This is a genomic window from Streptomyces sp. NBC_00271, assembly GCF_036178845.1.
GTDB lineage: Bacteria > Actinomycetota > Actinomycetes > Streptomycetales > Streptomycetaceae > Streptomyces.
Window position 1 is genome coordinate 2,956,373 of record NZ_CP108070.1, and the last position, 24,814, is coordinate 2,981,186.

Consider the following 24,814-nt stretch of genomic DNA (forward strand, 5'->3'; position numbering starts at 1 on the left):
GCGACCGTGACTCCAGCTCCGATCCCGACGCCCGCACGGGGACCGCTACCGGCTCCGCCACTGGCACGGAGTGCGGCCCGTCGCTGCCGTGACGCGCTCTCCTGCCCCCGCGGGGCGGTGCGGAAATGACGAAGGCGACCCTGCCCACGTGGTGCGTGGAACTGGGTCGCCTGTCGTACTGGTGGGCGATACTGGGATCGAACCAGTGACCTCTTCGGTGTGAACGAAGCGCTCTCCCGCTGAGCTAATCGCCCGGGCGCAGGGAGAACATTACCCCATGTCAGGGGTGGCTCCGACCAGCCAAGGAGCCTCCAGGAGGGACCTTCACCCGTCGGTCATTCCTGGATGTTCCACGGCATCTGAACGCCGAACTTCCAGAGGTAGACACCACCAAGGGCCGCGACGATGACGACACCGACACTCGTGAGGATGATGTTGCGGCGCCGCACCTTCGGGTCGAGTGCCCGCTGTGTCGCCTCCGTGACCTTGCGCTTCGTCCAGCGGAGCACGAGCTGCGCCCAGACGAACTCGGTCGCCCAGATCGCCATGCCGCCGAAGATCACCAGCCAGCCGGGACCCGGCAGCGGAAGCATGATCACGCCCGCGCCGACCACCGCGAGCCCCACCACGAAAACACCCACCTGCCAGCTCAGATGCAGCGCACGGCGGGCCTTGATGAATTCCGGCGCCCGCGATCCGAGCGGCCCCTCGATCTTCGTCTCACCCTCGGCCGTGGCGACCTCGCCCGGCTCGTCACTCCCCGTATTCATACGGCCAAACCCTACCGGAGAGAAACCAGTCACCGGAATGGCCCTATCCGACGAACGTGCTCTCGGCCGGAAGAGTTACGTAAAGACACGCAAAACACTCAGAGGGGTTTACAACGGCACCGTAGGTGGCATGTCGATTTCGCCGACGTGCGAATCCCCGAGCGCACACTGAGCGAAAGGCCCTGGCGCTTATGAACACCACGGTCAGCTGCGAGCTGCACCTGCGCCTCGTTGTGTCGAGCGAGTCCTCACTGCCTGTACCCGCAGGACTGCGGTATGACACGGCCGATCCCTACGCCGTGCACGCCACCTTCCACACCGGAGCCGAGGAAACCGTCGAGTGGGTGTTCGCCCGCGACCTCCTCGCCGAGGGCCTGCATCGGCCCACCGGTACCGGCGACGTCCGAGTCTGGCCGTCCCGGAGCCATGGCCAGGGCGTCGTATGCATCGCCCTGAGCTCCCCGGAGGGCGAGGCCCTGCTGGAAGCCCCGGCGCGGGCCCTGGAATCGTTCCTGAAGCGAACGGACGCCGCCGTGCCCCCCGGCACGGAACACCGGCATTTCGATCTCGACACGGAGCTCTCACACATCCTGGCCGAGAGCTGACGAGACCCCCATAGAGCCGCCCGGCGCCGTCCACTCGGGGAGACGGCTCGGGCCTAAACATCTGCAATGGGCACAACCGCAAGGGCACGAACACCGGCGCCGTCGCCGCGGACTCCCGCGGGGGCGGCGCCGGTGCGCGTGGTCGACGGCAGGCCTCGACGGCCCCAGCGCCGCCGCGCGTGGCCGGGGCGGGCCTTCCTGCCCTGCCCGGGCCGGGACGCCGATGGGAGCCGATGAGAGCCGATCACGGCGCCGCCCGGGGCACGGGGCGGGCGCTGGGTTGAGTCGGGCCGACAGGCCGGGCGGGGCACGCCAGGCGGACTCACGCGGCCCACCGGGCTCAGCGCCGGACCGGACAGGGGCCGAGGCCGTTTCGGAGGTGTCCAGAGTGCCGTTCGGAGCCCGTGAACCGGCCCGTGACCGGCCCGTGAACTGGCCCGGGGTCGTGGCCGACCGCGTGCACATCGACCACCCCCGCTCCCCCACGCCAGGAAGCCACTACGATCGGCCAGCATCGGAGGGCGCCCGCCCGACCCCCAGGCCAGGGAGCAAAACGTGCTCATCACCCACGACACCCGGCGCTCCCTCGACGCCGTGGTGGACCTGGTGAATACCGCGGCGGAGAACGACACGCCGGACGGGCTCGCGGATGTCGCGGCCCTCGACGGTTTCGTACGAAGACACGGGATCAGTGATGTCGGCGTGCTGTCGGAGCAGGACCTCGCGGCCGTACGCGAGGTCCGCAGCCGGTTCGCCGGAGTCTTCGCCGCCGACGACCCCCGTACCGCCGCGGGCCTCATCAACGAGCTGGTCGCCGTCGCGGGCACCACGCCCCGGCTCACCGACCACGACGGCTACGACTGGCACGTGCACTACTTCGCGCCGGGTGCCTCCGTCGCCGACCACCTCGCGGCCGACTGCGGGATGGCGCTGGCGTTCTTCGTGGTCGCCGGAGAGCAGGACCGGCTGCGGCGCTGCGAGGCCCCGGACTGCCGGCACGCCTTCGTGGATCTCTCCCGGAACCGCTCGCGCCGCTACTGCGACAGCCGGACCTGCGGAAACCGGCTTCATGTGGCGGCGTACCGGGCGCGCCGCAAGGAAGCGGCGGGCTGACGGACGCTGGACGCGCGGCGGGCTGACGGAGCCCTCGGCGGGTGACGCCAGGGGCTCCGTGTACGGCTCAGAGCAGCAGCAGGTCGTGCAGCGAAGCCATGAGCAGCAGACAGCCGATCACCGCAAGGAAGATCATCAGCGGTGGCTGGGAAAGCGCGTAGAGACAACCCCGCGGCTCCTCGGGAGGGGCGGCGGTGTCGCTCTGTGTTGTGTCCAGCATCTCGCGGCGATGATGACGCAGCCACGACCCGCTCCGCGATCAACACGCCCGGAATGACCGGGAGTTCGCCAATATCCGCGATGAGCAGGCACGAACGTGATCGTTTCCGCGCTCTCCCATGATCCTCTGTGTCGTTTCAGCCCGTCATATGCCGCGCTTCTTCAAGATGGCCTCGATGTCGCTGAAGTCGTCGTCGGAACCCGCGGCCCGAGGCGTCGTCGCGGGCCGGGCGGCCGGACGGGAGCCCTGGCTCAGCGAGGGCGCCGAGGCCGCGGGGGCCACCGCCTCCCGCTGGGCGGCCCGGGCGGCCGCCTTGCGTTCCTTACGGGTCCCGCCGCCACGCCGCTCCACCGCCCGCGTGGTCATGAACAGCAGCCAGGCCACGCCCAGCACACCGAAGCCCGCCCACGCCGTGGGGCTGAAGGCGGTGTCGGCCAGCCAGCCGACGACTCCGGTCATCACCAGGCCGACCGGCACCAGCGAGTAGGCGGCGATGCGGGCGGCGGAGAGGAACCGCTTGCGGTAGGCCGTCACCGCGGCGATGCCGAGGCCGGCCGCGGAGACGGCGGAACAGACAGTCTCGGCAATCATCCGGTCCTCCAGGGCAGGGCTCGCCAGAGCGGGTCGGTTCGTCCCTTCCATCCTGCACCGCCCCACGCCCGATATGCCATGCTCCGGGCGTACCTCAGGGACATCTCCGGGTCGGGGTCCTCCCCAGGTCCCGGTTGGGGCGCCGTCGGCAGGGCTGGGAGACTGAGTGCCATGAACGACTCCTCCGCAGCCCGCGCCACCGCCGTCCTGGACGTCTGGTGCGAACTCCAGTGCCCCGACTGTCGCAGCGCCCTCGCCGACCTGCGCGCGCTGCGCGCCCGCTACGGCGACCGTCTGGAGCTGCGGCTGCGGCACTTCCCGCTGGAGAAGCACAAGCACGCCTTCGCCGCCGCGCAGGCCGCCGAGGAGGCCACGGAGCAGGGCCGGTCCTGGCCGTACGTCGAGGCGGTCCTCGACCGTGTCGAGGAACTGGACCGCAAGGGCGAGCCCTTCCTGATCGAGGTGGCCCGCGAACTCGGTCTGGACGCCGAGGAGTTCGACACCGCCCTGATCGACGGCCGGCACATCCTGATCGTCGACGCCGACCAGGCCGAGGGCAAGGCCATCGGCGTGACCGGCACCCCGACGTACGTCATCGGCGGCGAGCGGCTCGACGGCGGCAAGAGCCAGAAGGGCCTGCGCGAGCGCATCGAGGAGATCGCCGACCGGCTGCTGGCCGAGGGCGCGTAGTCCTCGTACTCGCGAAGTGGTTCAGAGCAGGTTCTTGTAGAGGTGGTACTCGCTCGTCGTATAGCCGAGTGACTCGTACAGCTTCTCCGCCGGGGTGTTCCCCGCGAACACGTTGAGGCCGACGCGGTTTTTCCCGCCGGCCACCGCCCGGGCCTCGGCCAGCAGCATCAGGGTGCGCCCATGACCGCGGCCCCGGTGCTCGGGGTCGGTCTCGACCCCGAGCACGAACGCCGCGTCGGGCCACAGGCCCAGCCACAGCGTGCCGACCGGGGTCCCCTCGTGTTCCAGGACGCTGAGCACCGTGTTCTCGCTGGCCAGTCCGTCCGGCAGGAACCGGGCGAGCCCCTGGTCCGTCTTGCGGTACGCCTCGGCCTCGGGCACGCCCCGCTCGATCTGCGAGTCGGCGAACCCTTCGCGCTCCTTCGCCAGCCAGGGCACGTACTCGGCCTCGGTCATGGGCCGGGCGACACTGCCGACCGGCAGTTCGGGGCCGGGGCCGTCCAAGGGCTTCGTCATGACGCGGTTGCTCAGGACGTACCCGAGCGTCGTGGCGAGCCGGAGCACACGGTCCGCGTCCCCGGGCACCGACGTCTCGACGCGCTTGCAGCCCCAGCCGCGGGCCACCTCCTCGGCCGCGAGCACGGCCACCGTGCCCCGGCCCCGCCCACGGTCGGGTTCCTCGACGTACAGCTCCCCGACTCGGGCCACGGTGGGGCCGTACTCCGGATGCGTGGAGAGGTGGATCCCGCCCACGGGACGACTGTTCACGCACACCTTGTAGCGGCGGGACAGCGCCCCGTCGGCTCCGCGCTGAAGCGGCTCGGTCGGCCGCAGGGTGGTGGTCATCAGGGGTGTTCTACCCGTCCCGTGCCCCGTCGTCATCCTGTTTTGCCGTCATCGTTCTTGCGCGCCGACGTGCCACGCGCGACCTCTACGGGTCGAGGTCGTTTCCGGCCCGCTCCTCGAAGACCCGCATGGCCTTGGCTGTCACCGGGCCCGGCGCGCCCGGGAGTTGGCGCCCGTCGACCCGGTGCACCCCCTGCACGTCCCGCAGCGTGGACGTCAGGAAGACCTCGTCCGCATGCTCCAGGACATCCAGCGGAAGATCGGTCTCCCTGGCGTCGGTCCACTCGACGGCGAGCGCGCGCGTGATGCCGGCGAGACAGCCGGAGGCGACGGGCGGGGTGTGGATCTCGCCGTCGAGGACGACGAAGACGTTGGACCCCGTGCCCTCGCACAGCTGCCCGACCGTGTTGGCGAACAGCGCCTCGCTCGCGCCCTGTTCGCGCGCGCGGGCCAGGGCGACGACGTTCTCGGCGTACGAGGTGGTCTTGAGGCCGGTGAGGGCGCCGCGCTCGTTACGGGTCCAGGGCACCGTGATCACGGCGGTGGAGTCGGGGCGGCGGGTGGACTCGCCGAGGGCGACGAGCAGGGTCGGTCCGTGTTCGCCGCGGTCGGACCCGAGCGGGCCGTAGCCACCGGTGTATGTGATCCGCAGTCGGCCGAGCGGCATCGGGTTGGCGTCCAGGACGGCGACGCAGGCGCGGCGCACCTCGTCGAGGTCGGGTGCGGGCAGCCCCAGGCCGCGCGCCGAGCGGACCAGCCGGTCGAGGTGGCGGGTCAACGCGAACGGCCGCCCCTCCACCGCCTTCACGGTCTCGAAAATGCCGTCACCCACGGTCAGCCCGTGATCGAAGACGGAGACGCGGGCGGACTCCATGTCCTGCAGACCGCCGTCGAGCCAGATCTTCACGTCAGAGAGTCCTTCCACTTTCGTACGCGTCTCCGTACTGCCCCGACGCTACCCCGAGCAGCCTGGCGGCCTTCAGCTCGGTCTCCTGCCATTCCCTTTCGGGGTCGGAGCCCCAGGTGATGCCGGCGCCCGTGCCGAAACGCAGGACGCCTTCGGCGCGGTCGGTCCAGAAGGTGCGGATGCCGACGGCGAGCTGTGCGGTGGCGCGGTCGGCGTCGACCCAGCCGATGCCGCCGCAGTAGGGGCCGCGGGGTGCGGTCTCCAGGGCCTCGATGATGGTCAGGGCGCTGGTTTTGGGGGCGCCGGTGACGGAGCCGGGCGGGAACGCGGCGGCCAGCAGTTCTGGCCAGCCGGTGTCGGCGCGCAGGTGGCCGCGGACGGTCGAGACGAGGTGGACGAGCCCGGGGTGCTTTTCGACGACGCACAGGTCGGGGACGGTGACGGTGCCGGTGGCACAGACGCGGCCGAGGTCGTTGCGTACGAGGTCCACGATCATGACGTTCTCGGCGTGGTCCTTGTCGAGGAGGTCGGCCTCGGTGCGTCCGGTGCCTTTGATGGGGCCGGATTCGATGACGGGGCCGGTGCGGCGCAGGAAGAGTTCGGGGGAGGCGGTGGCGATCTCGACCCCGTGGCGGGGCAGTCGGATCGTTCCCGCGTAGGGGGCGGGGTTGCCGCGGGCCAGCAGCGCGGTGAGGGCGTCGATGTCGGCGTCGGGAGCGAGGGGTGCGGACAGGACGCGGCAGAGGTTGGCCTGGTAGACCTCGCCGGCCGCTATGTGGGCGCGGATGCGGCGTACGCCGGCGGTGTACGCGGCGTGGTCGAGGGAGGACGTCCAGTCACCGGGGGTGGGTCCCTGCCACTGCCCGGGGGCGGGGGCGGGCACGGGTTCGGTGCGTACGTCGGCGAAGCGGGCGCAGATCAGGCTGCCCTCGAAGTCGGCCGCGACGGCCCAGAAACCGGCCGAGTCCAGGGCCGCGGGGTCGCTGGTGACGTCGAGGAGACCGGTCGCGACGAGGCCACCGAAACGGGCGAGAGGAGGGAGGTCGAGCACGCAGTCGAGTCTAGGTCGGGTGACCTGCGGGTGCCGTGACCGTGTCCTTTGCCGGACAGACCGCAGCACGCTGCGCAAACGCGTTTTTGTGCTGGCCCGGGAATCCGCTAGAGTTCAACACGTCGCCGGGACGCGCAAGCCGAACGGAAACGACACGCGGACGTAGCTCAGTTGGTAGAGCGCAACCTTGCCAAGGTTGAGGTCGCCAGTTCGAACCTGGTCGTCCGCTCGCAGGAAGAGGGGGATCATCCCGAACCCCCACACTTCTGGTGGAGTGGCCGAGAGGCGAGGCAACGGCCTGCAAAGCCGTCTACACGGGTTCAAATCCCGTCTCCACCTCCAAGGACGATTAGCTCAGCGGGAGAGCGCTTCCCTGACACGGAAGAGGTCACTGGTTCAATCCCAGTATCGTCCACTGGTCCGCAAGGACCCGATCCATCTGGATCCCCGCGCGATTAGCTCAGCGGGAGAGCGCTTCCCTGACACGGAAGAGGTCACTGGTTCAATCCCAGTATCGCGCACGCAGTACGCACCACCCGCACCATGTGCAGGTTCACCTGCGCGATTAGCTCAGCGGGAGAGCGCTTCCCTGACACGGAAGAGGTCACTGGTTCAATCCCAGTATCGCGCACCAGCCGAAGCCCCCGGCCGTCTCGTACGGTCGGGGGCTTCGTCGTGTCAGGTCGTTCCTCCGGTCGTGCTCAGGAGGAGAAGAGCATGTGGCCGAAGCTCTTGTGGCGGTGGTGACCGCCGTAGTGACCGCCGCCATGGCCGCCTCCGTGTCCGCCGTGCTGTGGGGCGCCCCACGCGGGCGCGGGCGCCGAGGGGTAGGCCTGCGGGGCGGACGGGGGCGGCGCGGGCTGCGACCACTGGGACTCCACGCGCGTCAGCGCCTCCAGCTCGCCGTAGTCCAGAAATATCCCGCGGCAGCCGCTGCACTGCTCGATCTGGACGCCATTGCGGTTGTACGTGTGCATCGGCGCATGGCACTTCGGACACTGCATGCTCGGCTCAACTCCTTGCCGTTCGGTACCGCTTCCACCAGGACAGACACTGTCCTGCCTCGAACGGTTGCACCCTACGCCGTCGAGCCGGGCGCCAACTCGGGCGGGACGGCTCCCATTCGGTCACAGGCGTCGATCACGGCCTGCTGCACCTCGTCCAAGGGGCGCTCCTCCCCCACGGACTTGGCGATCGCCAGGGCCGCGGTCTGCACGGTGAGGGCGCGGGCCGCCACGTCCAGGGCGGGCCAGGGATCGCCGTCGGCGGGTACGGCCGGGCCGCCGGCCCGTTGGTAGGCGGTCAGGAAGCGGGTCCACTCGTCGGGCGGGAGCAGGCCGCAGGCGTACCAGGCGGCCGGGCGGGCCAGGTCCCAGGTCGGGACGCCCACGCCGAGGTCGTCCACATCGATGAGGAGCCAGGGGCCGTTCGGCGCGGGGTGGCGGACGAGCTGGCCGAGGTGCAGGTCTCCGTGACAGAGGGTCCCCGCGGGCGGCATGGGGGCCTCGGCGCGGGCCCAGGCGGGCAGGGCCGCCCAGGCGCGCAGCACCGGGGTGGTGGCCGGATGCGGACCCGCCGTCCGCAGCCGGGCGATCGCCCGGGCCGCCTTGGCGGGGCCCCGCATGGGTGGCAGGCCGTCCGGCGCGGGGGTCCGGTGGAGGCGGGCCAGCAGGGTCGCGGCGGCCTCCCAGGGAGCGGCCTCGGGGGTCTGCGGGTCGACCGGGGTGCCGTACGGCCAGAAGGTGACCAGGCGGCCGTGGAGGTCGACGGGCTTCGGGCGGAGCGGGGCGAGGAGGATGCCGGTGAGGGCGGGGTGTGCGGCGAGCTCGAGACGGGGGGAGAGTTCGACGGGGTCCGTGCCGGGGGCGTGGGCCTTGGCCACGGTGTCGCCGTGGCGGACGACGGTGCCGTCGTGGCGGTCGGCGAGGACGGAGTCGTGGTGTGCGCAGGGGGTGTCGGCGGGGTGGGCCGCGGTGCGCGCCCCGGCGGTCAGGGCGGGAAGCACGTCTGCGGTCACGGGGCCCCCTGGGGTGTGCGGTCGGTACCTCGCGAGCGTACGTTCTCCGTCCCCGGGGTCCCTAGCCGTCCCCTCCCGTTCCTGGGGCTCCGCCCCCAGACCCCGGGTGGGTTCGTCGGGTGCGGGTGGGTGGGGGCCGGTCGCGCAGTTCCCCGCGCCCCTGGGGCACGGGGCTGCGCCCCGGTGCCCCATCGGCCTGAACGGCCTCGTCCTGTCGCAATCAGGGAAACAGGCCCGCCCTCGCGTCAGGGCAAAACAATGCCCGCGCAGCTCCCCAGCTGCGCGGGCATTTGTGCCGTCCGCCGCACCCCCGTCCCCACGGGGTTTCATGGCCGGATGTCCCCGCCCGGACCGCTCTTCCGGGCCTGGGGCGCCGCTCAGCGCCCCAGCATCACGCCCACGGACGACGCTTGTGTGACCACTGCGTCCCAGCCGCCGAAGACGACTACGAGCAGGGCCGCCAGAGGAAGGACCATCGCTGTCGCCACCAAGGGGTGGCGCTGACCCTGACGACGCGGGCGGAACGCGGCGCTGTACGCCTTGCGTCCTGTGCGGATCGCCGTCCGCGGTGCCGTGTGGGCCATGGTCCCTCTCCTGACCGAGCATCTATGTGGTTTGGCAGCGGCGGGTGTCTGACCTCGGGGGACGAGTGCTGCACCCGCCGCTTGACCTCAAATCTATGGGCGCGGCGGCGATCGGTCGTCATGCCCTCGTACCGATTGCCGGGCCTCCCGGAGGATGAGCGATGACCTGCGGTGTACTCCCCTGGGTGGAGATGAGGACCTAGGTCTCAGGGTCTTCCCGGAGGGGGCGTCCGGTGTGCCCGGACTGTTCCGAGCTGTCCTCCCTCGGCACCGGCTGCTCGACCAGCGCCAGCACCCGGGTCGCCATGAAGCGGGCGGTGCGCACCACTGATCCGCTTCGGGTGACTTCGCTCACTTCCACCACCCCCCGGCGCACCGCGGTCTCCACTCTGCGACCCGCCCTGCTCGCCACCACCTCGTACGTACGCGTCGTGTCCCCGGCGTCCACGACTATCTCCACGCGATCACCCTTCACAGGTTCAATCCCCCTTCTGCGACGGACGGTTGGGATCACGGGCAGCCCAAAGCAGCCCTGTTCTCACATTCCCTGACCGTCTTTCAAGTTTCCCACCCGGCACTGACAATCGATCGGACCGTGAGGGCGCGGCCTCTGCGCGCACCCGGCCGGGGAAACGTAAGCTGTGGCTCGTCAAACGGACCGGGCAGCGGGGATGGACATGGCGATGATGCGCCTGAGGCGCGAGGACCCGCGTGTCGTCGGCTCGTTCAGGCTTCACAGGCGGCTCGGCGCGGGTGGAATGGGCGTGGTCTACCTGGGCTCCGACCGCCGTGGTCAGCGGGTCGCGCTGAAGGTGATCCGACCGGATCTGGCGGAGGATCAGGAGTTCCGGTCACGGTTCGCCCGCGAGGTCTCGGCGGCCCGGCGGATCAGGGGCGGGTGCACGGCGCGGCTCGTGGCCGCCGATCTCGAGGCGGACCGGCCGTGGTTCGCCACGCAGTACGTGCCGGGGCCCTCGCTGCACGACAAGGTCGCCGAGGAGGGCCCGATGTCGGCCGCCGACGTGGCCGCCGTCGGGGCCGCGCTCTCCGAGGGGCTCGTCGCCGTGCACGAGGCCGGTGTCGTGCACCGGGACCTCAAGCCGTCCAACATCCTGCTGTCCCCGAAGGGGCCGCGGATCATCGACTTCGGCATCGCCTGGGCGACGGGGGCGAGCACCCTGACGCACGTCGGTACGGCGGTCGGCTCGCCCGGGTTCCTCGCGCCCGAGCAGGTGCGCGGCGCCGCCGTCACCCCGGCCACCGACGTGTTCGCGCTCGGCGCCACGCTGGCGTACGCGGCGACCAACGACTCCCCCTTCGGACACGGCAGTTCCGAGGTGATGCTGTACCGAGTGGTGCACGAGGAACCGCAGCTGCACGGCGTTCCGGACGCGTTGGCTCCGCTCGTCCGCGCGTGTCTGGCCAAGGACCCCGAGGAGCGTCCCAGCACGCTCCAACTCTCCCTGCGGCTCAAGGAGATCGCGGCCCGCGAGGCGCAGGGCATGGCGGATGTCCGCCCGCCCGCGCAGCGCAATGATCCCGACCGGCCGACGGGGCGCCTGGCCGAGCAGTACGCCGAGCAGCCCACCCAGCGCCGCCCGCAGGGCACACCGCCGCCGCGCACGGGCGGCACCAACGGGGGCTCGCGGCCGCCACAGTCGGGTGCGCGACCGGCGCCCGCCCGGGGTACCGGACGCTCCGGCAGCAGGCCCGCGCCCCGCAGCGGCGCCGGGCGTCCCGCCCCCCGGACCACGGGGACCGGGCGGCGGCCGGCCAATCCGCGACTGCTGCGTCAGCGGCTCTTCGTGTTCGTCGTGGTGACGCTGCTCGTCGCGCTGGGCATCGCGGCGGCGCAGGGCTGCCAGGGGCCGGCACGCGGGCTGGACGACGGGGGCACGCGCGAGGACGTACGACAGGGGCAGTCGTCGTACGCGCCAGCGCCCGGCGATCCGATGGCCGAGCAGTACCGGGGCCGACTGGACAGTTTCTAGGGGCCTGTCGTTTGGATCAGGTCGTTTCAGGTGACGGGGCTTGATCGCCGCCAGACCCGGGCGCGGCCCAGGCCTGATCCAAACGACAGGGCCTAGAGCTGGGGGCGGCCCGTTGCGACCGCGTAGAAGGCGACCGCGGCCGCCGCGCCGACGTTGAGCGAGTCGACGCCGTGGGCCATCGGGATGCGGACCCATTCGTCCGCCGCCATCAGGGCCTTCGTGGACAGGCCGTCGCCCTCCGCGCCCAGCATCAGCGCGACCCGGTCCATCCGGTGCGGGGCCGCCTCGTCCAGGGACCTCGCCTTCTCGTCCGGGGTGAGGGCGAGCAGGTTGAAGCCGGCGTCGCGAACCGTCTCCAGGCCCTTGGGCCAGGTCTCGAGACGGGCGTACGGGACCGAGAAGACCGCGCCCATCGAGACCTTCACGGAGCGGCGGTAGAGCGGGTCCGCGCAGTCCGGGGAGAGCAGGACCGCGTCCATGCCGAGTGCCGCGGCGGAGCGGAAGATCGCGCCGATGTTGGTGTGGTCGTTGACCGCCTCCATGACGACCACCCGGCGCGCGGACCGCAGGAGTTCCTCGGCCGTCGGCAGCGGCTTGCGCTGCATGGACGCGAGCGCGCCGCGGTGCACGTGGTAGCCGGTCACCTGTTCGGCGAGCTCCGGGCTGACCGCGTACACCGGGGCCGGGAGCTCGTCGATGACATCGCGCATGACGTCGACCCACTTGGCGGACAGGAGCATCGAGCGCATCTCGTACCCGGCGTCCTTGGCGCGTCTGATGACCTTCTCGCCCTCGGCGATGAACAGGCCCTCGACGGGTTCGCGCTTGCGGCGCAGCTCCACGTCGGTCAGGCCCGTGTAGTCACGCAGACGCGGGTCGTCGGGGTTCTCAACGGTGATGAGATCGGCCACAGGGTGATACTGCCTTGTCCTGGGTGCGGTGCCAACGGCTGGGCACGGGTTGGGTTACCGGTGGTTACTCGGAAGCGTTCAGCGGGCTGTGCACACCCACGTTCACGACCTCGCCGATGACGATCACCGCCGGGGGCTTCACGTCCTCGGCGCGTACGGTCTCGGCGACCGTGGCCAGGGTCGCATCGACGCGGCGCTGGGCGGCGGTCGTGCCTTCCTGGACCAGGGCGACCGGGGTGTCGGCCGGCTTGCCGTGCGCGGTCAGCGTCTCGGCGATCCGGCCGATCTTGTCGACGCCCATGAGGACGACGAGCGTGCCGCGCAGCCGGGCGAGGGCCGGCCAGTCGACGAGGGATCGCTCGTCGTCAGGGGCGACATGACCACTGACCACGGTGAACTCATGTGCGACACCGCGGTGGGTGACCGGGATACCGGCCGCACCCGGCACCGAGATCGAACTGGAGATGCCGGGGACGACCGTGCAGGCGATGCCCGCCTCGGCGAGCGCCTGGGCCTCCTCCATGCCGCGGCCGAAGACGAACGGGTCGCCGCCCTTGAGCCGGACGACCGACTTGCCCTGCTTCGCGTGCTCGATGAGCGCGTTGTTGATGGCCTCCTGGGCCATGTAGCGGCCGTAGGGGATCTTCGCCGCGTCGATCACCTCGACGTGCGGCGGGAGTTCGGCGAGCAGGTCGCGCGGACCGAGGCGGTCGGCGATGACCACATCGGCCTCGGCGAGCAGTCGCCGGCCGCGGACCGTGATCAGGTCGGGGTCGCCGGGGCCGCCGCCGACCAGGGCGACACCCGGGGTGCGGGTGCGGTGGTGGGGTGCCACGAGGGTCCCGTCGCGCAGACCCTCGACCACCGCGTCGCGGATCGCGGCGGTGTGGCGCGGGTCGCGGCCCTTGGCGTTCGTGGTGAGGACGGCGACCGTGACGCCCTCGCTGTGCCCGGTGGCCGGGGTCCAGGCGGTCGCCGCGTCGGCGTCGTCGGAGCGGACGCACCAGACGCGGTGGCGCTCCGCCTCCGCGGAGGCGTCCGTGTTCGCCTGCCGGTCACTGGTCGCGATCAGGGCGTACCAGGCGTCGGCGAGGTCGCCGTCCTCGTACGGGCGCTTCGTCCAGGTGATCTCGCCCGCGTCCGCCATCGCCTCGACGGAGGGGGTGGCCTCGGGTGACACGAGGTGGATGTCCGCGCCTGACGCGATGAGCGCCGGAAGGCGGCGCTGGGCGACCTGGCCGCCGCCGAGGACGACTACGCGGCGACCGGTGAGGCGGAGGCCTACAGGGTAGGCGGGGTTTTCGGCCATGGCGGTGCGGCTCCTCGTACGGGGCCGCTGCGCTCGGCTGGAGCGGCCTTGACGTGCTGTTTTGAGTGCGGGTCCACGATACGGCGGGGGCGGGAGGGGCTCCTTCCCCCAGCCCGCCCCGTCCCGTCCGGCAGTGACACGGTGCGGCTCCGCCGCGTGGGGGCTGCGCCCCCGAACGCCCGCACGAACGGGTGCGTCGTCGGTCTACTTCTCGGTGACCCCTGCGGAGTCGAACGTCGCCACCTCGTGCATCGCCCTCGCCGCGCTCTGGACCACCGGCAGCGCCAACAGGGCGCCTGTGCCCTCGCCTAGGCGCAGGTCCAGGTCGATCAGGGGGCGCAGGCCCAGCTTGTTCAGGGCGGCGACGTGGCCGGGCTCGGCGCTGCGGTGACCCGCGATGCACGCCGCGAGGACCTCGGGGGCGATGGCGCGGGCCACGAGGGCGGCGGCACCGGCGCTGACGCCGTCCAGGATCACCGGCGTACGCAGGGAGGCGCCACCGAGGAGCAGGCCGACCATGGCGGCGTGTTCGAGGCCGCCGATCGCGGCGAGGACCCCGATGGGGTCGGCCGGGTCCGGCTGGTGCAGTTCGATGGCGCGGCGCACGACCTCGGTCTTGCGGGCGAGGGTCTCGTCGTTGATGCCGGTGCCGCGGCCCGTCACCTCGGACGGGTCGCTGTCCGTGAAGACGGAGATCAGGGCCGCCGACGCCGTCGTGTTGGCGATGCCCATCTCGCCGGTCAGCAAGGCCTTGTTGCCGGCCGCCACGAGGTCGCGGGCCGTCTCGATGCCCACCTCGATGGCGGCCGTGACCTCTTCGCGGGTCATCGCGGGCCCGGTCGTCATGTCGGCGGTGCCCGCGCGGACCTTGCGCGGGAGGAGACCCGGGGTCGCGGGGAGGTCGGAGGCGACACCCACGTCGACGACGCAGACCTCGGCACCCACCTGGTTGGCGAAGGCGTTGCAGACCGCGCCGCCGCCCAGGAAGTTGGCCACCATCTGGCCGGTGACCTCCTGCGGCCAGGGGGTGACGCCCTGGGCGTGCACACCGTGGTCGCCCGCGAAGATCGCGACGGCGGCGGGCTCCGGGATCGGCGGCGGGCACATCCGGGACAGGCCGGACAGCTGCGCGGAGATGATCTCCAGCATGCCGAGCGCGCCCGCGGGCTTGGTCATCCGCTTCTGGCGCTCCCACGCCTCACCGAGCGCCTTGGCGTCCAGCGGGCGGATGTTGGAGACCGTCTCGGCGAGCAGGTCGTGCGGCTCCTCACCGGGCAGCGCGCGACGGCCGTACGTCTCCTCGTGCACGACCCAGGACAGCGGGCGGCGCTTGGACCAGCCGGCCTGCATCAGCTCCGGCTCCTCGGGGAACTCGTCGACATAGCCGACGCAGAGGTACGCCACCACGTCCAGGTGCTCGGGCAGGCCGAGGGCGCGGACCATCTCGCGCTCGTCGAAGAAGCTGACCCAGCCGACGCCGAGGCCCTCGGCGCGGGCCGCGAGCCACAGGTTCTGGACCGCGAGCGCGGAGGAGTAGGGGGCCATCTGGGGCTGGGTGTGACGGCCCAGGGTGTGACGGCCGCCGCGGGTCGGGTCGGCGGTGACGACGATGTTCACCGGGGTGTCGAGGATGGCCTCGATCTTCAGTTCCTTGAACTGCTTCGCGCGCCCCTTGGGCAGCGACTTGGCGTACGCCTCGCGCTGACGGGCGGCCAGTTCGTGCATCGTGCGCCGGGTCTCGGCGGAGCGGATGACGACGAAGTCCCAGGGCTGGGAGTGGCCCACGGACGGCGCGGTGTGCGCGGCCTCGAGGACCCGCAGCAGCACGTCGTGCGGGATCGGGTCGCTGCGGAAGCCGTTGCGGATGTCGCGGCGCTCGCGCATCACGCGCAGCACGGCCTCGCGCTCGGCGTCGTCGTAGCCGGGGGCCGCGGGGCCGGTGGACTCTCGTACGTCTTCCACTGCGGCCGTGCTCTCTTCCTGGTCGGCGACCTGGGTGTCCAGGTCGTCCGCTTGCTGTGCGACTACTACGGGCTCCGGGTCCGCCTCGAACGGCTCCGGTACGGGGGGTGTCTCGGCTTCGGCCTCGCGGGGCGCGGGAACCGGGGCGACGGGCCGCTCCTCGATGGCGGGCTCCGCCTCGGCGAGAGGGGCGAGGGGAGCCTCCTGGCTCTCCACCGCCACCGCTTCCGCCATCGCCGGGGGCTCTTCGACGGGAGGCTCTTCGACCGGGGGCCGCTCCGCCGTGGGCAGCGGCGGCACGGTCATGGCGTGCGGCGGGGTCGGGGCCAGGTGCGGGGTCGTCGGCACCGTGCCCTCGACGGGCACGAACTGGCCGAAAGACTGGTCCGCGGCGGAGTCCAGAGGGGCGCCCTGGAATCCGGGTGCGCCTGCCGTGTCGCCGGGGCGGTGCTCACCGTGCGACTGGTTCGTGGCCGCGTGCGGCGCCTGTGCGTGGGCGGCGACGCCGACCGGTACACCGGCACCGGCCTCGGCGAACGCGGCGTGGGCCTCGGCGGGGGCCGCGAACTGCGCGGCCTGGACCGGGAAGGCCTCGACGCCGGGGAGTGCCTGTCCGTACGAGTCGTCCGCGGCGTGCGCCACCTGCGCCTGGGCCTCGGCGGCGGCGTGGGCGGCGGACACCACGAGGGGTTCCGGGGCGAACTCGGGCTGCGGGGCCTCCGCGAGGGACGCGGGCTCCACGCCCGTGTCCGCCAACTGGACCACGAGTTCCGGAGTGTGGACACCTGCTTCCGGGAACCGAGCGGCCTGAGCCGGGAACCGGGGCGCCTGGTCCACCGGGTGGGCGACGGACTCGGCGAGGTGGGTGGCCTGGTCCGCGAGTTGGGGGGCCTGTTCGGTGGCCTGCGGCTCGGCCGCGGGCGTCGACTGCGGGTCCTGCGCGGGCTCGAGCACCTGCTCGGTCGCCAAGGGCTCCCCCGCCTCGGAAACCCGTGCCGGGGTGTCGGCGAGGTGCCCGGCGGAGTCGTCCGCGGTCGGGGTCAGGTGCGGGAGGTCCTGGGCGACCGGGAAAGGTGTCGAAGCGGCGGCGGCCGTCGGGTCCTCGGGGGCCGGGAAGCCGTCCGGCGCGGGCTCGGCCTCAGGGCCCGCAGCCGCCTCAAGGCTCGGCTCGGCCTCAGGGCCCGGCGCCACCTCGAAGCTCGGCCCCGCCTCAAAGCTCGGCCCGGCCTCGGGGCTCGGCGCGACCTCCACCGCCTGCTGGACGAAGTGACCCTCCGACGCCTCGGGCATGTGGCCGGTCTCCGGAGCCTGGGGCACCTGCGCGAATCCCTGAGCCTCGACCACCTCGACCGCTTCCGCGGCCTGGGGAACCGGGGCGAATTCCGCGGGCTCGGCGGCCTCCGCGACCGGCGCCGCCTCCGGCACCGTCAGCGCCTCGGCGACCGCTCCGGCCTCGGGGCCCTGGACGGCCGACGGGACGACCGTTTCTGCTGCCGTCCCCTCGGGACCCACCGACGGCGCTCCCCACGGCACCGCGCCCTGCGGCGGGATCTCGGAGAGCTGCGATACGTCGAGGTACTCGGGACCGGTCGTCGGGGGACCCGCGTGCCGTACCGGAGTTGGCGGAGTCACGGGGTTCATCGGGGTGGCCATGGGCGCGGCGGCGGGGCCGCGGTCGGCGAGCGAGCGCACCGGGCTCGCGGAGCCGTCCGGAGTCGGCGGCCCGAGGTGCAGCGGACGGCGCGGCGCCGTCGGCTGCGGGGTGGCCGCGGGGCCGGGTACGCGGACGCCACTGAGGTCGAGCGAACCGCTGTCCCGGCCGGCCGTCTCATGCGGACCCGGCTCATGGACGAGAGGCTGCTCCTCGACGAGGGGCTGCGGGGGCGGCGGGGCCACCTCGTTGCCCCACGCTCCCTGTGCGCCCGGCATGAGAAGCAGGTCGTCGTCCTCGGCGGGGTTCTCGGAGGGGTCGAGGAAGGTGTACGCGCCCGGGGCGGAGACGCCCGGCTGCTCCACCATGCCTGCGTTCTCCGGCAGTCCCTCGCCCGGGACCTGGCCGGTGTCGGTCATGCGTACCCCTCGCCCATCGGTTAGTGCTTCCAAGTCCTGCTCGCCCGGAACGGCGCACCGACCGCCCCGCAGTGAAGAACGAGCGTGCGTGCCCAGCGGCACGAACGACCGGCAAACAAAGACGACAAAGCCATTAACAGGCATTGTCCCGGTCGTCCGACCCTCGCGACAGCTTGATCCGCGACGGCCCGCTGTGGACTGCGCCACGTTGCGCGTCCTCAGGTTCTGCCGTACCACACACGCCTCAAAACGGGCGCGTTTTCCGGACATTGGCCTACGAAAGGCCGATCGCCCTGGAGCGGTACAACGATCGGCCAGCCTACCGCGCGCAGTACGACAACAGGATCACGGGTTGCGATCGGGCAGACGGCCTGTGAGCAGGAACGCGACGCTCCGCTCGGTCTCCGTCCAGGCTCTTGTGTCGAGTTCGACGGACTGAATGAGGGCGCATTCGACCTGATATCCGTGCTCGCTGAGATCACGTCCCACGAGTTCGGCCGCGTCGCGGGTCGCCGCGTGCGTCACGATGCGCTGCGGACGGCGGTCGGCGACGGCCGAGACGACCTGCACTCCCCCGCCGCCGACGCGTACGACATCGGGTTCGGGGAGGTTCTCCAGGATGTGCGGCGCGGTGCCGTGCACGATCTGCATCTGGACGCCGTAGCGGCGCGCTGAGTCCTCGGTGCGGGCGCAGGAGCCGGGGTTGCGGTCGACGGCGATGACCGCCGCGCCGGTGCGCGCCGCCTCGGTGGCGAAGGCGCCGCTGCCGGAGCCGATGTCCCACACGAGGTCTCCGACGCGCGGGCCCAGCCGGGCGAGTTGGGCGGCGCGCAGCAGATCCGTTTCGCCTTCGCCCAGTGCGCCGCCGTACGCCTGGGCGGGCAGCGCCCAGCCGCGCGGTCCGGTGCCCGGGTCGCGTCCGGCGATCCAGCCGCCGTCCTCGGCCGCGGCCACGAAACCGCCGATGACGATGACGACGTTGGGGTCGCGCCAGGTGTGGTCGGCGGCCTTGTCGGAGGTGAGGATGGTGACCCGCTCGCTCGCGGTGCCGAGTTCCTCGCAGATGACGAAGGTGCGGTGGACTCCTTCGAGGAGCAGACCGAGTTCGGCGGGGCCGGCGCCTGGCGAGGTGAGGACGGCGACCTTGGTGTGGGCGCGGCAGACGTTCACCGCGCGGCGCAGGGTGCGGCGGTGCGCCACGACCACCTGTGCGTCGTCCCAGGGCATGCCGGCGCGGGCGAAGGCGGCGGCGACCGAGGAGACGGCGGGCACGACTTCGACCTCCAGGCCGAACTCGGGGGCACGCAGGGTGCGTACGACTCCGAAGAAGCCGGGGTCGCCGTCGGCGAGGACGACGGCGCTGCCGCGGTGGCCCGCGATGCGGCGGGCGGCGAGGGAGACGCTGCCGAGGCGGATGCGTTCGGCGGCCCGGGGTACCTCGGGGAGCGCCAGGTGGTGCGCCGCTCCGGCCACCAGGGTGGCCGCGCCGAGGGCGGAGCGCGCCGCGGCGGTCAAGGGCGAGCCGTCCCAGCCGATCACCGTGACCCGATCGGCCATCGTCGTCAGTCTCCAGAAGGTTTTCGCAGGTCGTCGGTGGGCAGCCCGCGGGCGGGCTCCGTGAGGGTACCTGGTCTTGCTGGGTGCGGCCGCGCAGGTCGCTGCCGGGTGGGAGCGGTTCTTCCCGGCGCGGTGCGGGACGTCCCCCGGATTCGGCGCGGGGAATCCCGCCGGTTCAGTTCCAGTCGGAGAACGACGTGAAACCACCCGTGTCGGCGAGCTGGTCGCCGACTCCGTCGAGGTCCTCCGGGAGGAGGCTCCAGACGATGAAGTCGGTGCGCAGGTCCACCCAGCGGCCGTCCTCGGTGCGGGTGTGCGCTATACAGGCGTTGCGCAGGACGCCCTCGCTGATGCAGCCGATCTTCTGGGCGACCTGCTGGGAGGCGGTGTTGTCGGCCGCCGTGCGCAGTTCGATGCGCTCGAACTTCTGGTCGCGGAAGAGCCATTGGGCGGTGGCGAGCGCCGCCTCGGAGGCGTAGCCCTCGCCGCGGGCCCAGGGGGCGATGACGTACGACAGTTCGGTGGAGCGCACATGCCAGTTGGTCTTGGCGAGTTGCACGATGCCGACCAGGCGCTGGGTGAGGAACTCTGTGACGGCGAGGTCGAGTCCCCGGCCCGCCGTTCGTTCGGTGGGCGCGTACTCGGTGATCCAGGTGCGGGCCGCGTCCTCGGTGTAGGGCTGGGGCACGTCGGTCCAGGCCCCGACCTGCTCGTCGTTCATCATCGCGGCCAGGGAGGGGACGTCGTCCTCGTCGAGCGCACGCAGGACCAACCGCTCCGTGCTGATGGAGATGTCGGGGAAGGTGCTGGTCATGCGCCGCTCCGTAACCGTCGGGGACGTCGGGCCCTCGGATCCTTCGGGCCCGCTGAACTGCCCAGCATGCAGCATGAGGCCACCGAACTGCACCACGGGGTCCACTCCGAGTGATGGAGTGGACCCCGTGCGGTGACCCGAGGAGAACGACGGGATGACCGGAACTAGAACGACGGGATGACGGAACCGGCGTACTTGTCCTCGATGAACTTCTTGACCTCGGGCGAGGTCAGGAGCTTGGCGAGCTTCTTCACCCGCGGGTCGCTCTCGTTGCCCTTCTTGACGGCGAGGAAGTTGCCGTAGGGGTTGTTCGTCGCGGACTCCAGGAAGAGCGCGTCCTTGGCCGGCTTGAGGCCGGACGAGATGGCGTAGTTGCCGTTGATCACCGCGGCGTCGACGTCGTCCAGGGAGCGCGGGGTCTGGGCCGCCTCCAACTCCTTGAACTTGAGGTTCTTCGGGTTCTTCGCGATGTCCTGGGTGGTCGCGCTGTTGCCCGCGCCGTCCTTGAGCGTGATGAGCCCCTTGGAGGCGAGCAGCTTGAGCGCCCGTGCCTCGTTGACCGTGTCGTTCGGGACGGCGACCGTCGCACCGCTCTTGAGCTCGTCGGTCTTCTTGATCTTGTGGGAGTAGAGACCGAGCGGTTCCAGGTGGACCGTGACGACGGGCACGATGTGGGTGCCGTTCTTCTTGTTGAAGTCGTCGAGGTACGGCTGGTTCTGGAAGTAGTTGGCGCCGACGGACCCGTCCTCGGTCGCCGTGTTCGGCGTGACGTAGTCCGTGAACTCCTTGACCTGCAGGTCGAGGCCGGCCTTCTTGGCCAGGTTGTCCTTGATGTAGTCGAGGATCTCGGCATGCGGGGTGGGGCTCGCGGCGACGACCAGCGGACCGCTGGTGTCGGAGGCGCTGCTGCTCTTGTCCGAGCCGCAGGCGGAGAGGCCGAGGGTGAGGGCTCCGGCGGCGAGGACTGCGGTGGTGATCTTGGCGGTGTTACGCACGAAAAGTGCCTTTCCTTAAGGGTGGAACGACCCCGTGGTGGGTGGTTACGGGGAAATCTGCGGGTGGGGGGAGAGAAGCGGAGGGGGTGTTCGGGCGGTCAGGCGACCTTGCCGACCTCCGCGGTGGCGGGCTCCTTGGCCTTCAGCAGCCGCAGCTTCGGGGCGGCGCCGGAGTGGCCGCCGCGCCGGTGCAGGGTGCGGGCCGCGTAGTCGCCGGCGAACTGGATGAGGGAGATGACGACCGCGAGGATCGCCACGGTGATCCACATCAGTCCGGTCTCGAAGCGCTGGTAGCCGTAGCGGATGGCGATGTCGCCGAGCCCGCCGGCGCCGACGGTGCCGGCCATCGCGGAGTAGCCGATGAGGGCGACGATCGTGGTGGTCGCGGAGGAGATCAGCGACGGCAGCGACTCCGGTACGAGCACCTTGCGCACGACGGTCCAGGTGTTGCCGCCCATCGACTGCACGGCCTCGACGAGACCGCCGTCCACTTCGCGGACCGCCGTCTCGACCAGGCGCGCGAAGAAGGGGATCGCGCCGACGGCGAGCGGCACGATCGCCGCCTCGCGTCCGATGGTCGTTCCCGTGATCGTGCGCGTGAAGTTCATCAGAGCGACCATCAGGATGATGAACGGCAGCGAGCGGGCGATGTTCACGACCTGCCCGATGACCTTGTTCACGACGACGTTCTGCAGGAGTCCGCCGCGGTCGGTCAGGACGAGCAGAACGCCGAGCGGCAGACCGCCGACGATCGCGATCAGCGTGGACCAGCCGACCATGTAGAGCGTGTCCCAACACGCCTGGGACAGCAGGGGCTGCATCTCCGACCAGGTCACTTGGCACCGTCCTTCACGAGCACGGGCTGCTGGCCCTGGATGTCGATCTGCAGGCCCTGCTCGCGCAGGAATCCGATCGGCACGACGTTCTCCTCGTAGCGGCCGGGCAGTTCGATGCGCATCCGGCCGACCTGCTTGCCGGCGACGGTGTCCATCGCGGCGCCGAGGATCGAGATGTCGATGTTGTACGTGCGCGAGAGCTGCGAGATGACGGGCTGGGTGGCGGCCTCGCCGTGGAAGGTGACGTCGATGACGGTGCGGTCGTCGCCGGACGGTTCGCCGCTCACCGGGAAGAGCGCCCCGGCGAGTTCGGAACCGGGGGTCGCGAGCAGCTCGCTGACGGTGCCGGACTCGACGATGCGGCCCTTCTCCATGAGCGCGGCCGAGTCGCAGATCGTCTTGACGACGTCCATCTCGTGGGTGATGAGCAGGACGGTCAGGCCCAGCTGCCGGTTCAGGTCGCGCAGCAGCTGGAGGATGGAGCGGGTGGTCTCGGGGTCGAGGGCGCTGGTGGCCTCGTCGGAGAGCAGCACCTTGGGGTCGCCGGCCAGGGCGCGGGCGATGCCGACGCGCTGCTTCTGGCCGCCGGAGAGCTGGGCCGGGTAGGCCTTGGCCTTGTCGGAGAGACCGACCAGGTCGAGCAGCCCGAGCGCCTTGGAGGATCGTTCCTTCCCCGACAGGCCAAGGATTTCGAGCGGCAGCTCGACGTTGTCCTGCACGGTGCGCGAGGACAGCAGGTTGAAGTGCTGGAAGACCATGCCGATACGGCTGCGGGCCTGGCGGAGTTCCTTGCCCGCGCGCGGGCCTCGGCCGACGAGCGCGGTGAGGTCCTGTCCGGCGACGGTGACCGTGCCGGCGGTGGGACGCTCCAGGAGGTTGACGCAGCGGATGAGGGAGGACTTGCCGGCGCCGGACTGGCCGATGACGCCGTACACCTCGCCTTCGCGTACGTGCAGATCGACGCCGTCGAGGGCGGTCACTTCACGGCCGCGCGAGCGGTAGACCTTGGTGAGGCCCGTTGTCGTGATCACTGGGGGTTTCCGTCACTGTCGAGTGCGGGGCGCGGGTGTGCGCCGGCACGGGTGCATTCGGTCGGGAACGCGACACGGTTCTCGCGGTGGCGATGGAACCGGATGAATCCGGGGAGAACATGCGCGCGGGGCAGCGCCGCTCACGTACGGGGTACGGACAGGGCGCGGCGGTCTCGCTTCGGGGCGCGAGACGGGGCGGTGGTGCGGGGGCCCTCTAGAAGGCGCACATTCGACACATACAACGAGCACCGGGCGTCATGGTCGCCTCGGTCGCAAGGATGCGGTTGCTCGTCGTGGTCATGGGATCAAGTAAAGCAGACGTACAGGTGGGGCCCAGAACCGCTGTCCGCATTGCGGACAGCGGTGGACACATCTCAGCCGCGGGTGGAGATCTCCACTCCCGCGTCGGTGACCAGTGCGGACAGGGCCGAGAGGTCCTTCACCACGAGGTCCGCGTCCAGCTCGGACGCCTCGTGGGTTGTGGCCAACGCCACGGTGGCCATCCCGGCGGCGCGGCCTGCCTGCAGGCCCGCCGGGGCGTCCTCGAAGACGACGCAGCGGGCGGGGTCGACGCCCAGTTCACGGGCGGCGAGGAGGTAGGGCTCGGGGTCGGGCTTGCCGCGGGTGATGTCGTCGGCGGAGATCAGCGTCTTGGGCCGGATACCGACCTCGGCGAGCCGGGCCTCGGCCAGTCGCCGGGTGGCGGAGGTGACGACGGCCCAACGGTCGGCCGGCAGCGAGTCGAGGAAGGCCGCGGTGCCGGGGAGCAGAACGACGCCGCCGGGGACGTCCTCGACCTCCAGCAGTTCGATGCGCGCGAGCGCCTCGGGGACGAGGTCGGCGGGCAGCAGGTCGGCGGCTATCTCGACGGCGGGGCGGCCGTGCAGTTCGATCCGGGCGAAGTCCTCCGCGGTGATCCCGTATTCGCGCGCCCATCGTGTCCAGCACCGGTTCACCGACTCGAGGGAGGAGACGAGCGTCCCGTCGTTGTCGAACAGCAGGGCATCAGCGTGGATCTTCATGCCCTCGACCCTACGGGGCAGCCCGGGGGCGAGGGCGTCGGGCCTTTTGGCCCGTAATAGGGTCACGGCATGCTTGATGCCCTGACGGTCGCGACCGCCGTCGCCGCGCTCGGGCTCGCCGCCTGGTGCGGCTGGGCCGCCTACCGTGATCAGCCCACCAAGGACTGGCACTTCATCGGCATGGCCGTGGTGACCCTGCTCGCCGTGATCCAGTTGGTGGTCGGAATCGTCCAGCTGGCGCGCGGCGAGAAGCCCGACCAGGGCACGACGATCTTCGTGGCGTATCTGCTCGGTGCCTTCGCGTGCATTCCGGCCGCGGGCTTCATGTCGCTGGCGGAGCGCACCCGCTGGGGATCGATCACGGTGGCGGCCGGCGGTGTCGTCCTCGCCGTACTGGAGGTGCGGCTCTATGACATCTGGGGAGGCTGAGATGACGGCCACGGAGGAGAACGGGACCACGCCTCAGGAGAATCAGGAGGGCCGGGAGAGCCAGGAGGGTCCGGAGAAGAAGCGCACCCGGCTGATCAGCGGCCCCGGCATGCTGCTGCTCTGGCTGTACGGCGTGATGGTCGTCGGCGCCGTGTCGCGCTCCGCCGTCCAGATCTCCACGGAGTTCGACAAGGCCCCGCTCGCCTACTCGCTGTCGGCGGTCGCGGGCCTCGTCTACGGCTTCATCACGTACTCACTCGTGCGCGGCGGCGAAACGGCCCGCAGGGCGGCGCTGGTGTGCTGCGCCGCCGAGCTCGTGGGCGTGCTGACCGTCGGGACCTGGACGCTGGTCGAGCCGTCCGCCTTCCCCGACGCCACCGTGTGGTCGGACTACGGGATCGGCTATCTGTTCATCCCGGTGCTGCTGCCGCTGTCGGCCATGTACTGGTTGCGCAAGGCGCGTACGGCCGACCGGTCGGCGTAGCTCGGGCCC

Annotated in this window: 25 protein-coding genes and 6 tRNA genes; 11 read left to right on the top strand and 20 right to left on the bottom strand. The window is 71.4% G+C overall.

Going from position 1 to position 24,814, the window contains the following annotated elements:
• Positions 1-179: 179 nt before the first annotated feature.
• Together OG798_RS13890 and OG798_RS13895 are read right to left on the bottom strand one after the other, a co-directional pair.
• Positions 180-254, bottom strand: a tRNA-Val gene (locus OG798_RS13890).
• An 81-nt stretch (positions 255-335) separates the two neighbouring features.
• The gene (locus OG798_RS13895; protein WP_095855755.1) at positions 336-770 is read right to left on the bottom strand and encodes a TIGR02611 family protein; all 435 of its coding nucleotides are present in this window, start codon (positions 768-770) and stop codon (positions 336-338) included.
• A 191-nt stretch (positions 771-961) separates the two neighbouring features.
• Between OG798_RS13895 and OG798_RS13900 the strand changes: the two genes are divergently transcribed.
• Together OG798_RS13900 and OG798_RS13905 are read left to right on the top strand one after the other, a co-directional pair.
• Positions 962-1,375 carry an SsgA family sporulation/cell division regulator gene (locus OG798_RS13900; RefSeq protein WP_003959770.1) on the top strand — a complete coding sequence of 138 codons (414 nt, stop codon included), beginning with the start codon at positions 962-964 and terminating at the stop codon, positions 1,373-1,375.
• 555 nt (positions 1,376-1,930) lie between these two features.
• A complete protein-coding gene (locus OG798_RS13905; RefSeq protein WP_328757099.1) occupies positions 1,931-2,488 on the top strand; it encodes a CGNR zinc finger domain-containing protein in 558 nt (185 codons plus the stop codon).
• A gap of 67 nt (positions 2,489-2,555) precedes the next feature.
• On the opposite strand, the gene OG798_RS13910 is transcribed toward OG798_RS13905, so the two are convergent.
• Together OG798_RS13910 and OG798_RS13915 are read right to left on the bottom strand one after the other, a co-directional pair.
• The gene (locus OG798_RS13910; protein WP_168490065.1) at positions 2,556-2,708 is read right to left on the bottom strand and encodes a hypothetical protein; all 153 of its coding nucleotides are present in this window, start codon (positions 2,706-2,708) and stop codon (positions 2,556-2,558) included.
• A 144-nt stretch (positions 2,709-2,852) separates the two neighbouring features.
• On the bottom strand, positions 2,853-3,299 hold the full coding sequence (locus tag OG798_RS13915) for a hypothetical protein (protein ID WP_095855753.1): 447 nt from the start codon (positions 3,297-3,299) through the stop codon (positions 2,853-2,855).
• Positions 3,300-3,470: 171 nt separating this feature from the next.
• Here OG798_RS13915 and OG798_RS13920 point away from each other — a divergent pair, with 171 nt between their 5' ends.
• Positions 3,471-3,989: a DsbA family protein gene (locus tag OG798_RS13920; RefSeq protein ID WP_095855752.1), complete on the top strand. Its 519-nt coding sequence runs from the start codon at positions 3,471-3,473 to the stop codon at positions 3,987-3,989.
• Between the two features lie 21 nt (positions 3,990-4,010).
• Here the strand turns inward: OG798_RS13920 and OG798_RS13925 are convergent, their stop codons facing one another.
• The 3 genes from OG798_RS13925 to OG798_RS13935 all read right to left on the bottom strand — a co-directional run bounded on the left by OG798_RS13925 (position 4,011) and on the right by OG798_RS13935 (position 6,793).
• Positions 4,011-4,835 carry a GNAT family N-acetyltransferase gene (locus OG798_RS13925; protein WP_097226423.1) on the bottom strand — a complete coding sequence of 275 codons (825 nt, stop codon included), beginning with the start codon at positions 4,833-4,835 and terminating at the stop codon, positions 4,011-4,013.
• Positions 4,836-4,920: 85 nt separating this feature from the next.
• Positions 4,921-5,742 carry an aminotransferase class IV gene (locus OG798_RS13930; protein WP_267061309.1) on the bottom strand — a complete coding sequence of 274 codons (822 nt, stop codon included), beginning with the start codon at positions 5,740-5,742 and terminating at the stop codon, positions 4,921-4,923.
• Between the two features lies 1 nt (position 5,743).
• Positions 5,744-6,793 carry a chorismate-binding protein gene (locus tag OG798_RS13935; RefSeq protein ID WP_267061310.1) on the bottom strand — a complete coding sequence of 350 codons (1,050 nt, stop codon included), beginning with the start codon at positions 6,791-6,793 and terminating at the stop codon, positions 5,744-5,746.
• A gap of 156 nt (positions 6,794-6,949) precedes the next feature.
• On the opposite strand from OG798_RS13935, the gene OG798_RS13940 reads away from it, so the two are divergent.
• From OG798_RS13940 to OG798_RS13960, 5 genes are all read left to right on the top strand, one after another.
• A tRNA-Gly gene (locus OG798_RS13940) sits at positions 6,950-7,022 on the top strand.
• A gap of 39 nt (positions 7,023-7,061) precedes the next feature.
• Positions 7,062-7,135: transfer RNA gene (locus OG798_RS13945), tRNA-Cys, on the top strand.
• A 1-nt stretch (position 7,136) separates the two neighbouring features.
• Positions 7,137-7,208: transfer RNA gene (locus tag OG798_RS13950), tRNA-Val, on the top strand.
• Positions 7,209-7,242: 34 nt separating this feature from the next.
• Positions 7,243-7,314: transfer RNA gene (locus OG798_RS13955), tRNA-Val, on the top strand.
• A 38-nt stretch (positions 7,315-7,352) separates the two neighbouring features.
• Positions 7,353-7,427, top strand: a tRNA-Val gene (locus OG798_RS13960).
• Between the two features lie 67 nt (positions 7,428-7,494).
• On the opposite strand, the gene OG798_RS13965 is transcribed toward OG798_RS13960, so the two are convergent.
• The 4 genes from OG798_RS13965 to OG798_RS13980 all read right to left on the bottom strand — a co-directional run bounded on the left by OG798_RS13965 (position 7,495) and on the right by OG798_RS13980 (position 9,869).
• Entirely contained in the window at positions 7,495-7,797 is a 303-nt protein-coding gene (locus tag OG798_RS13965; protein ID WP_095855748.1) for a TFIIB-type zinc ribbon-containing protein, read from the bottom strand.
• 74 nt (positions 7,798-7,871) lie between these two features.
• Complete coding sequence (locus OG798_RS13970; protein ID WP_095855747.1) at positions 7,872-8,810, bottom strand: phosphotransferase family protein; 939 nt, start codon at positions 8,808-8,810, stop codon at positions 7,872-7,874.
• 377 nt (positions 8,811-9,187) lie between these two features.
• Positions 9,188-9,394: a hypothetical protein gene (locus tag OG798_RS13975; protein WP_054230606.1), complete on the bottom strand. Its 207-nt coding sequence runs from the start codon at positions 9,392-9,394 to the stop codon at positions 9,188-9,190.
• A 199-nt stretch (positions 9,395-9,593) separates the two neighbouring features.
• Positions 9,594-9,869: a hypothetical protein gene (locus OG798_RS13980; RefSeq protein ID WP_060902353.1), complete on the bottom strand. Its 276-nt coding sequence runs from the start codon at positions 9,867-9,869 to the stop codon at positions 9,594-9,596.
• Between the two features lie 196 nt (positions 9,870-10,065).
• Here OG798_RS13980 and OG798_RS13985 point away from each other — a divergent pair, with 196 nt between their 5' ends.
• Entirely contained in the window at positions 10,066-11,385 is a 1,320-nt protein-coding gene (locus OG798_RS13985; protein WP_183127774.1) for a serine/threonine-protein kinase, read from the top strand.
• Positions 11,386-11,477: 92 nt separating this feature from the next.
• Here the strand turns inward: OG798_RS13985 and OG798_RS13990 are convergent, their stop codons facing one another.
• From OG798_RS13990 to OG798_RS14030, 9 genes are all read right to left on the bottom strand, one after another.
• A complete protein-coding gene (locus tag OG798_RS13990) occupies positions 11,478-12,296 on the bottom strand; it encodes a TrmH family RNA methyltransferase (RefSeq protein ID WP_060902351.1) in 819 nt (272 codons plus the stop codon).
• Positions 12,297-12,360: 64 nt separating this feature from the next.
• Positions 12,361-13,605, bottom strand: a complete 1,245-nt coding sequence (gene cobA / locus OG798_RS13995) for a uroporphyrinogen-III C-methyltransferase (protein WP_097226419.1) — start codon at positions 13,603-13,605, stop codon at positions 12,361-12,363.
• A 204-nt stretch (positions 13,606-13,809) separates the two neighbouring features.
• Complete coding sequence (gene cobT / locus OG798_RS14000; protein WP_328757104.1) at positions 13,810-17,637, bottom strand: nicotinate-nucleotide--dimethylbenzimidazole phosphoribosyltransferase; 3,828 nt, start codon at positions 17,635-17,637, stop codon at positions 13,810-13,812.
• Between the two features lie 345 nt (positions 17,638-17,982).
• The gene (gene cbiE, locus OG798_RS14005; protein ID WP_095855742.1) at positions 17,983-19,194 is read right to left on the bottom strand and encodes a precorrin-6y C5,15-methyltransferase (decarboxylating) subunit CbiE; all 1,212 of its coding nucleotides are present in this window, start codon (positions 19,192-19,194) and stop codon (positions 17,983-17,985) included.
• A gap of 175 nt (positions 19,195-19,369) precedes the next feature.
• A complete protein-coding gene (locus OG798_RS14010) occupies positions 19,370-20,008 on the bottom strand; it encodes a GNAT family N-acetyltransferase (protein WP_075027597.1) in 639 nt (212 codons plus the stop codon).
• Between the two features lie 164 nt (positions 20,009-20,172).
• A complete protein-coding gene (locus tag OG798_RS14015) occupies positions 20,173-21,003 on the bottom strand; it encodes a MetQ/NlpA family ABC transporter substrate-binding protein (protein WP_075027598.1) in 831 nt (276 codons plus the stop codon).
• Between the two features lie 98 nt (positions 21,004-21,101).
• On the bottom strand, positions 21,102-21,839 hold the full coding sequence (locus tag OG798_RS14020; protein ID WP_095855741.1) for a methionine ABC transporter permease: 738 nt from the start codon (positions 21,837-21,839) through the stop codon (positions 21,102-21,104).
• Positions 21,836-22,870, bottom strand: coding sequence for a methionine ABC transporter ATP-binding protein (locus OG798_RS14025; RefSeq protein ID WP_067365799.1), 1,035 nt, complete (start codon positions 22,868-22,870; stop codon positions 21,836-21,838). Before OG798_RS14025 ends, OG798_RS14020 begins: the two co-directional genes overlap by 4 nt.
• A 374-nt stretch (positions 22,871-23,244) precedes the next feature.
• Positions 23,245-23,892, bottom strand: coding sequence for an HAD family hydrolase (locus OG798_RS14030; protein WP_267061312.1), 648 nt, complete (start codon positions 23,890-23,892; stop codon positions 23,245-23,247).
• Positions 23,893-23,961: 69 nt separating this feature from the next.
• Here OG798_RS14030 and OG798_RS14035 point away from each other — a divergent pair, with 69 nt between their 5' ends.
• Positions 23,962-24,321, top strand: a complete 360-nt coding sequence (locus OG798_RS14035) for a hypothetical protein (protein WP_095855739.1) — start codon at positions 23,962-23,964, stop codon at positions 24,319-24,321.
• Positions 24,322-24,430: 109 nt separating this feature from the next.
• Positions 24,431-24,805, top strand: a complete 375-nt coding sequence (locus tag OG798_RS14040; RefSeq protein ID WP_097288849.1) for a hypothetical protein — start codon at positions 24,431-24,433, stop codon at positions 24,803-24,805.
• Positions 24,806-24,814: the final 9 nt, after the last annotated feature.

Excerpts from the sequence above, each read along its gene's own strand:
- OG798_RS13895 (WP_095855755.1), bottom strand. The coding sequence starts at position 770 with ATGAATACGGGGAGTGACGAGCCGGGCGAGGTCGCCACGGCCGAGGGT.
- OG798_RS13900 (WP_003959770.1), top strand. The coding sequence starts at position 962 with ATGAACACCACGGTCAGCTGCGAGCTGCACCTGCGCCTCGTTGTGTCG.
- OG798_RS13910 (WP_168490065.1), bottom strand. The coding sequence starts at position 2,708 with ATGCTGGACACAACACAGAGCGACACCGCCGCCCCTCCCGAGGAGCCG.
- OG798_RS13915 (WP_095855753.1), bottom strand. The coding sequence starts at position 3,299 with ATGATTGCCGAGACTGTCTGTTCCGCCGTCTCCGCGGCCGGCCTCGGC.
- OG798_RS13920 (WP_095855752.1), top strand. The coding sequence starts at position 3,471 with ATGAACGACTCCTCCGCAGCCCGCGCCACCGCCGTCCTGGACGTCTGG.
- OG798_RS13925 (WP_097226423.1), bottom strand. The coding sequence starts at position 4,835 with ATGACCACCACCCTGCGGCCGACCGAGCCGCTTCAGCGCGGAGCCGAC.
- OG798_RS13965 (WP_095855748.1), bottom strand. The coding sequence starts at position 7,797 with ATGCAGTGTCCGAAGTGCCATGCGCCGATGCACACGTACAACCGCAAT.
- OG798_RS13975 (WP_054230606.1), bottom strand. The coding sequence starts at position 9,394 with ATGGCCCACACGGCACCGCGGACGGCGATCCGCACAGGACGCAAGGCG.
- OG798_RS13985 (WP_183127774.1), top strand. The coding sequence starts at position 10,066 with ATGGACATGGCGATGATGCGCCTGAGGCGCGAGGACCCGCGTGTCGTC.
- cobA (WP_097226419.1), bottom strand. The coding sequence starts at position 13,605 with ATGGCCGAAAACCCCGCCTACCCTGTAGGCCTCCGCCTCACCGGTCGC.
- cobT (WP_328757104.1), bottom strand. The coding sequence starts at position 17,637 with ATGACCGACACCGGCCAGGTCCCGGGCGAGGGACTGCCGGAGAACGCA.
- cbiE (WP_095855742.1), bottom strand. The coding sequence starts at position 19,194 with ATGGCCGATCGGGTCACGGTGATCGGCTGGGACGGCTCGCCCTTGACC.
- OG798_RS14010 (WP_075027597.1), bottom strand. The coding sequence starts at position 20,008 with ATGACCAGCACCTTCCCCGACATCTCCATCAGCACGGAGCGGTTGGTC.
- OG798_RS14030 (WP_267061312.1), bottom strand. The coding sequence starts at position 23,892 with ATGAAGATCCACGCTGATGCCCTGCTGTTCGACAACGACGGGACGCTC.
- OG798_RS14035 (WP_095855739.1), top strand. The coding sequence starts at position 23,962 with ATGCTTGATGCCCTGACGGTCGCGACCGCCGTCGCCGCGCTCGGGCTC.
- OG798_RS14040 (WP_097288849.1), top strand. The coding sequence starts at position 24,431 with ATGCTGCTGCTCTGGCTGTACGGCGTGATGGTCGTCGGCGCCGTGTCG.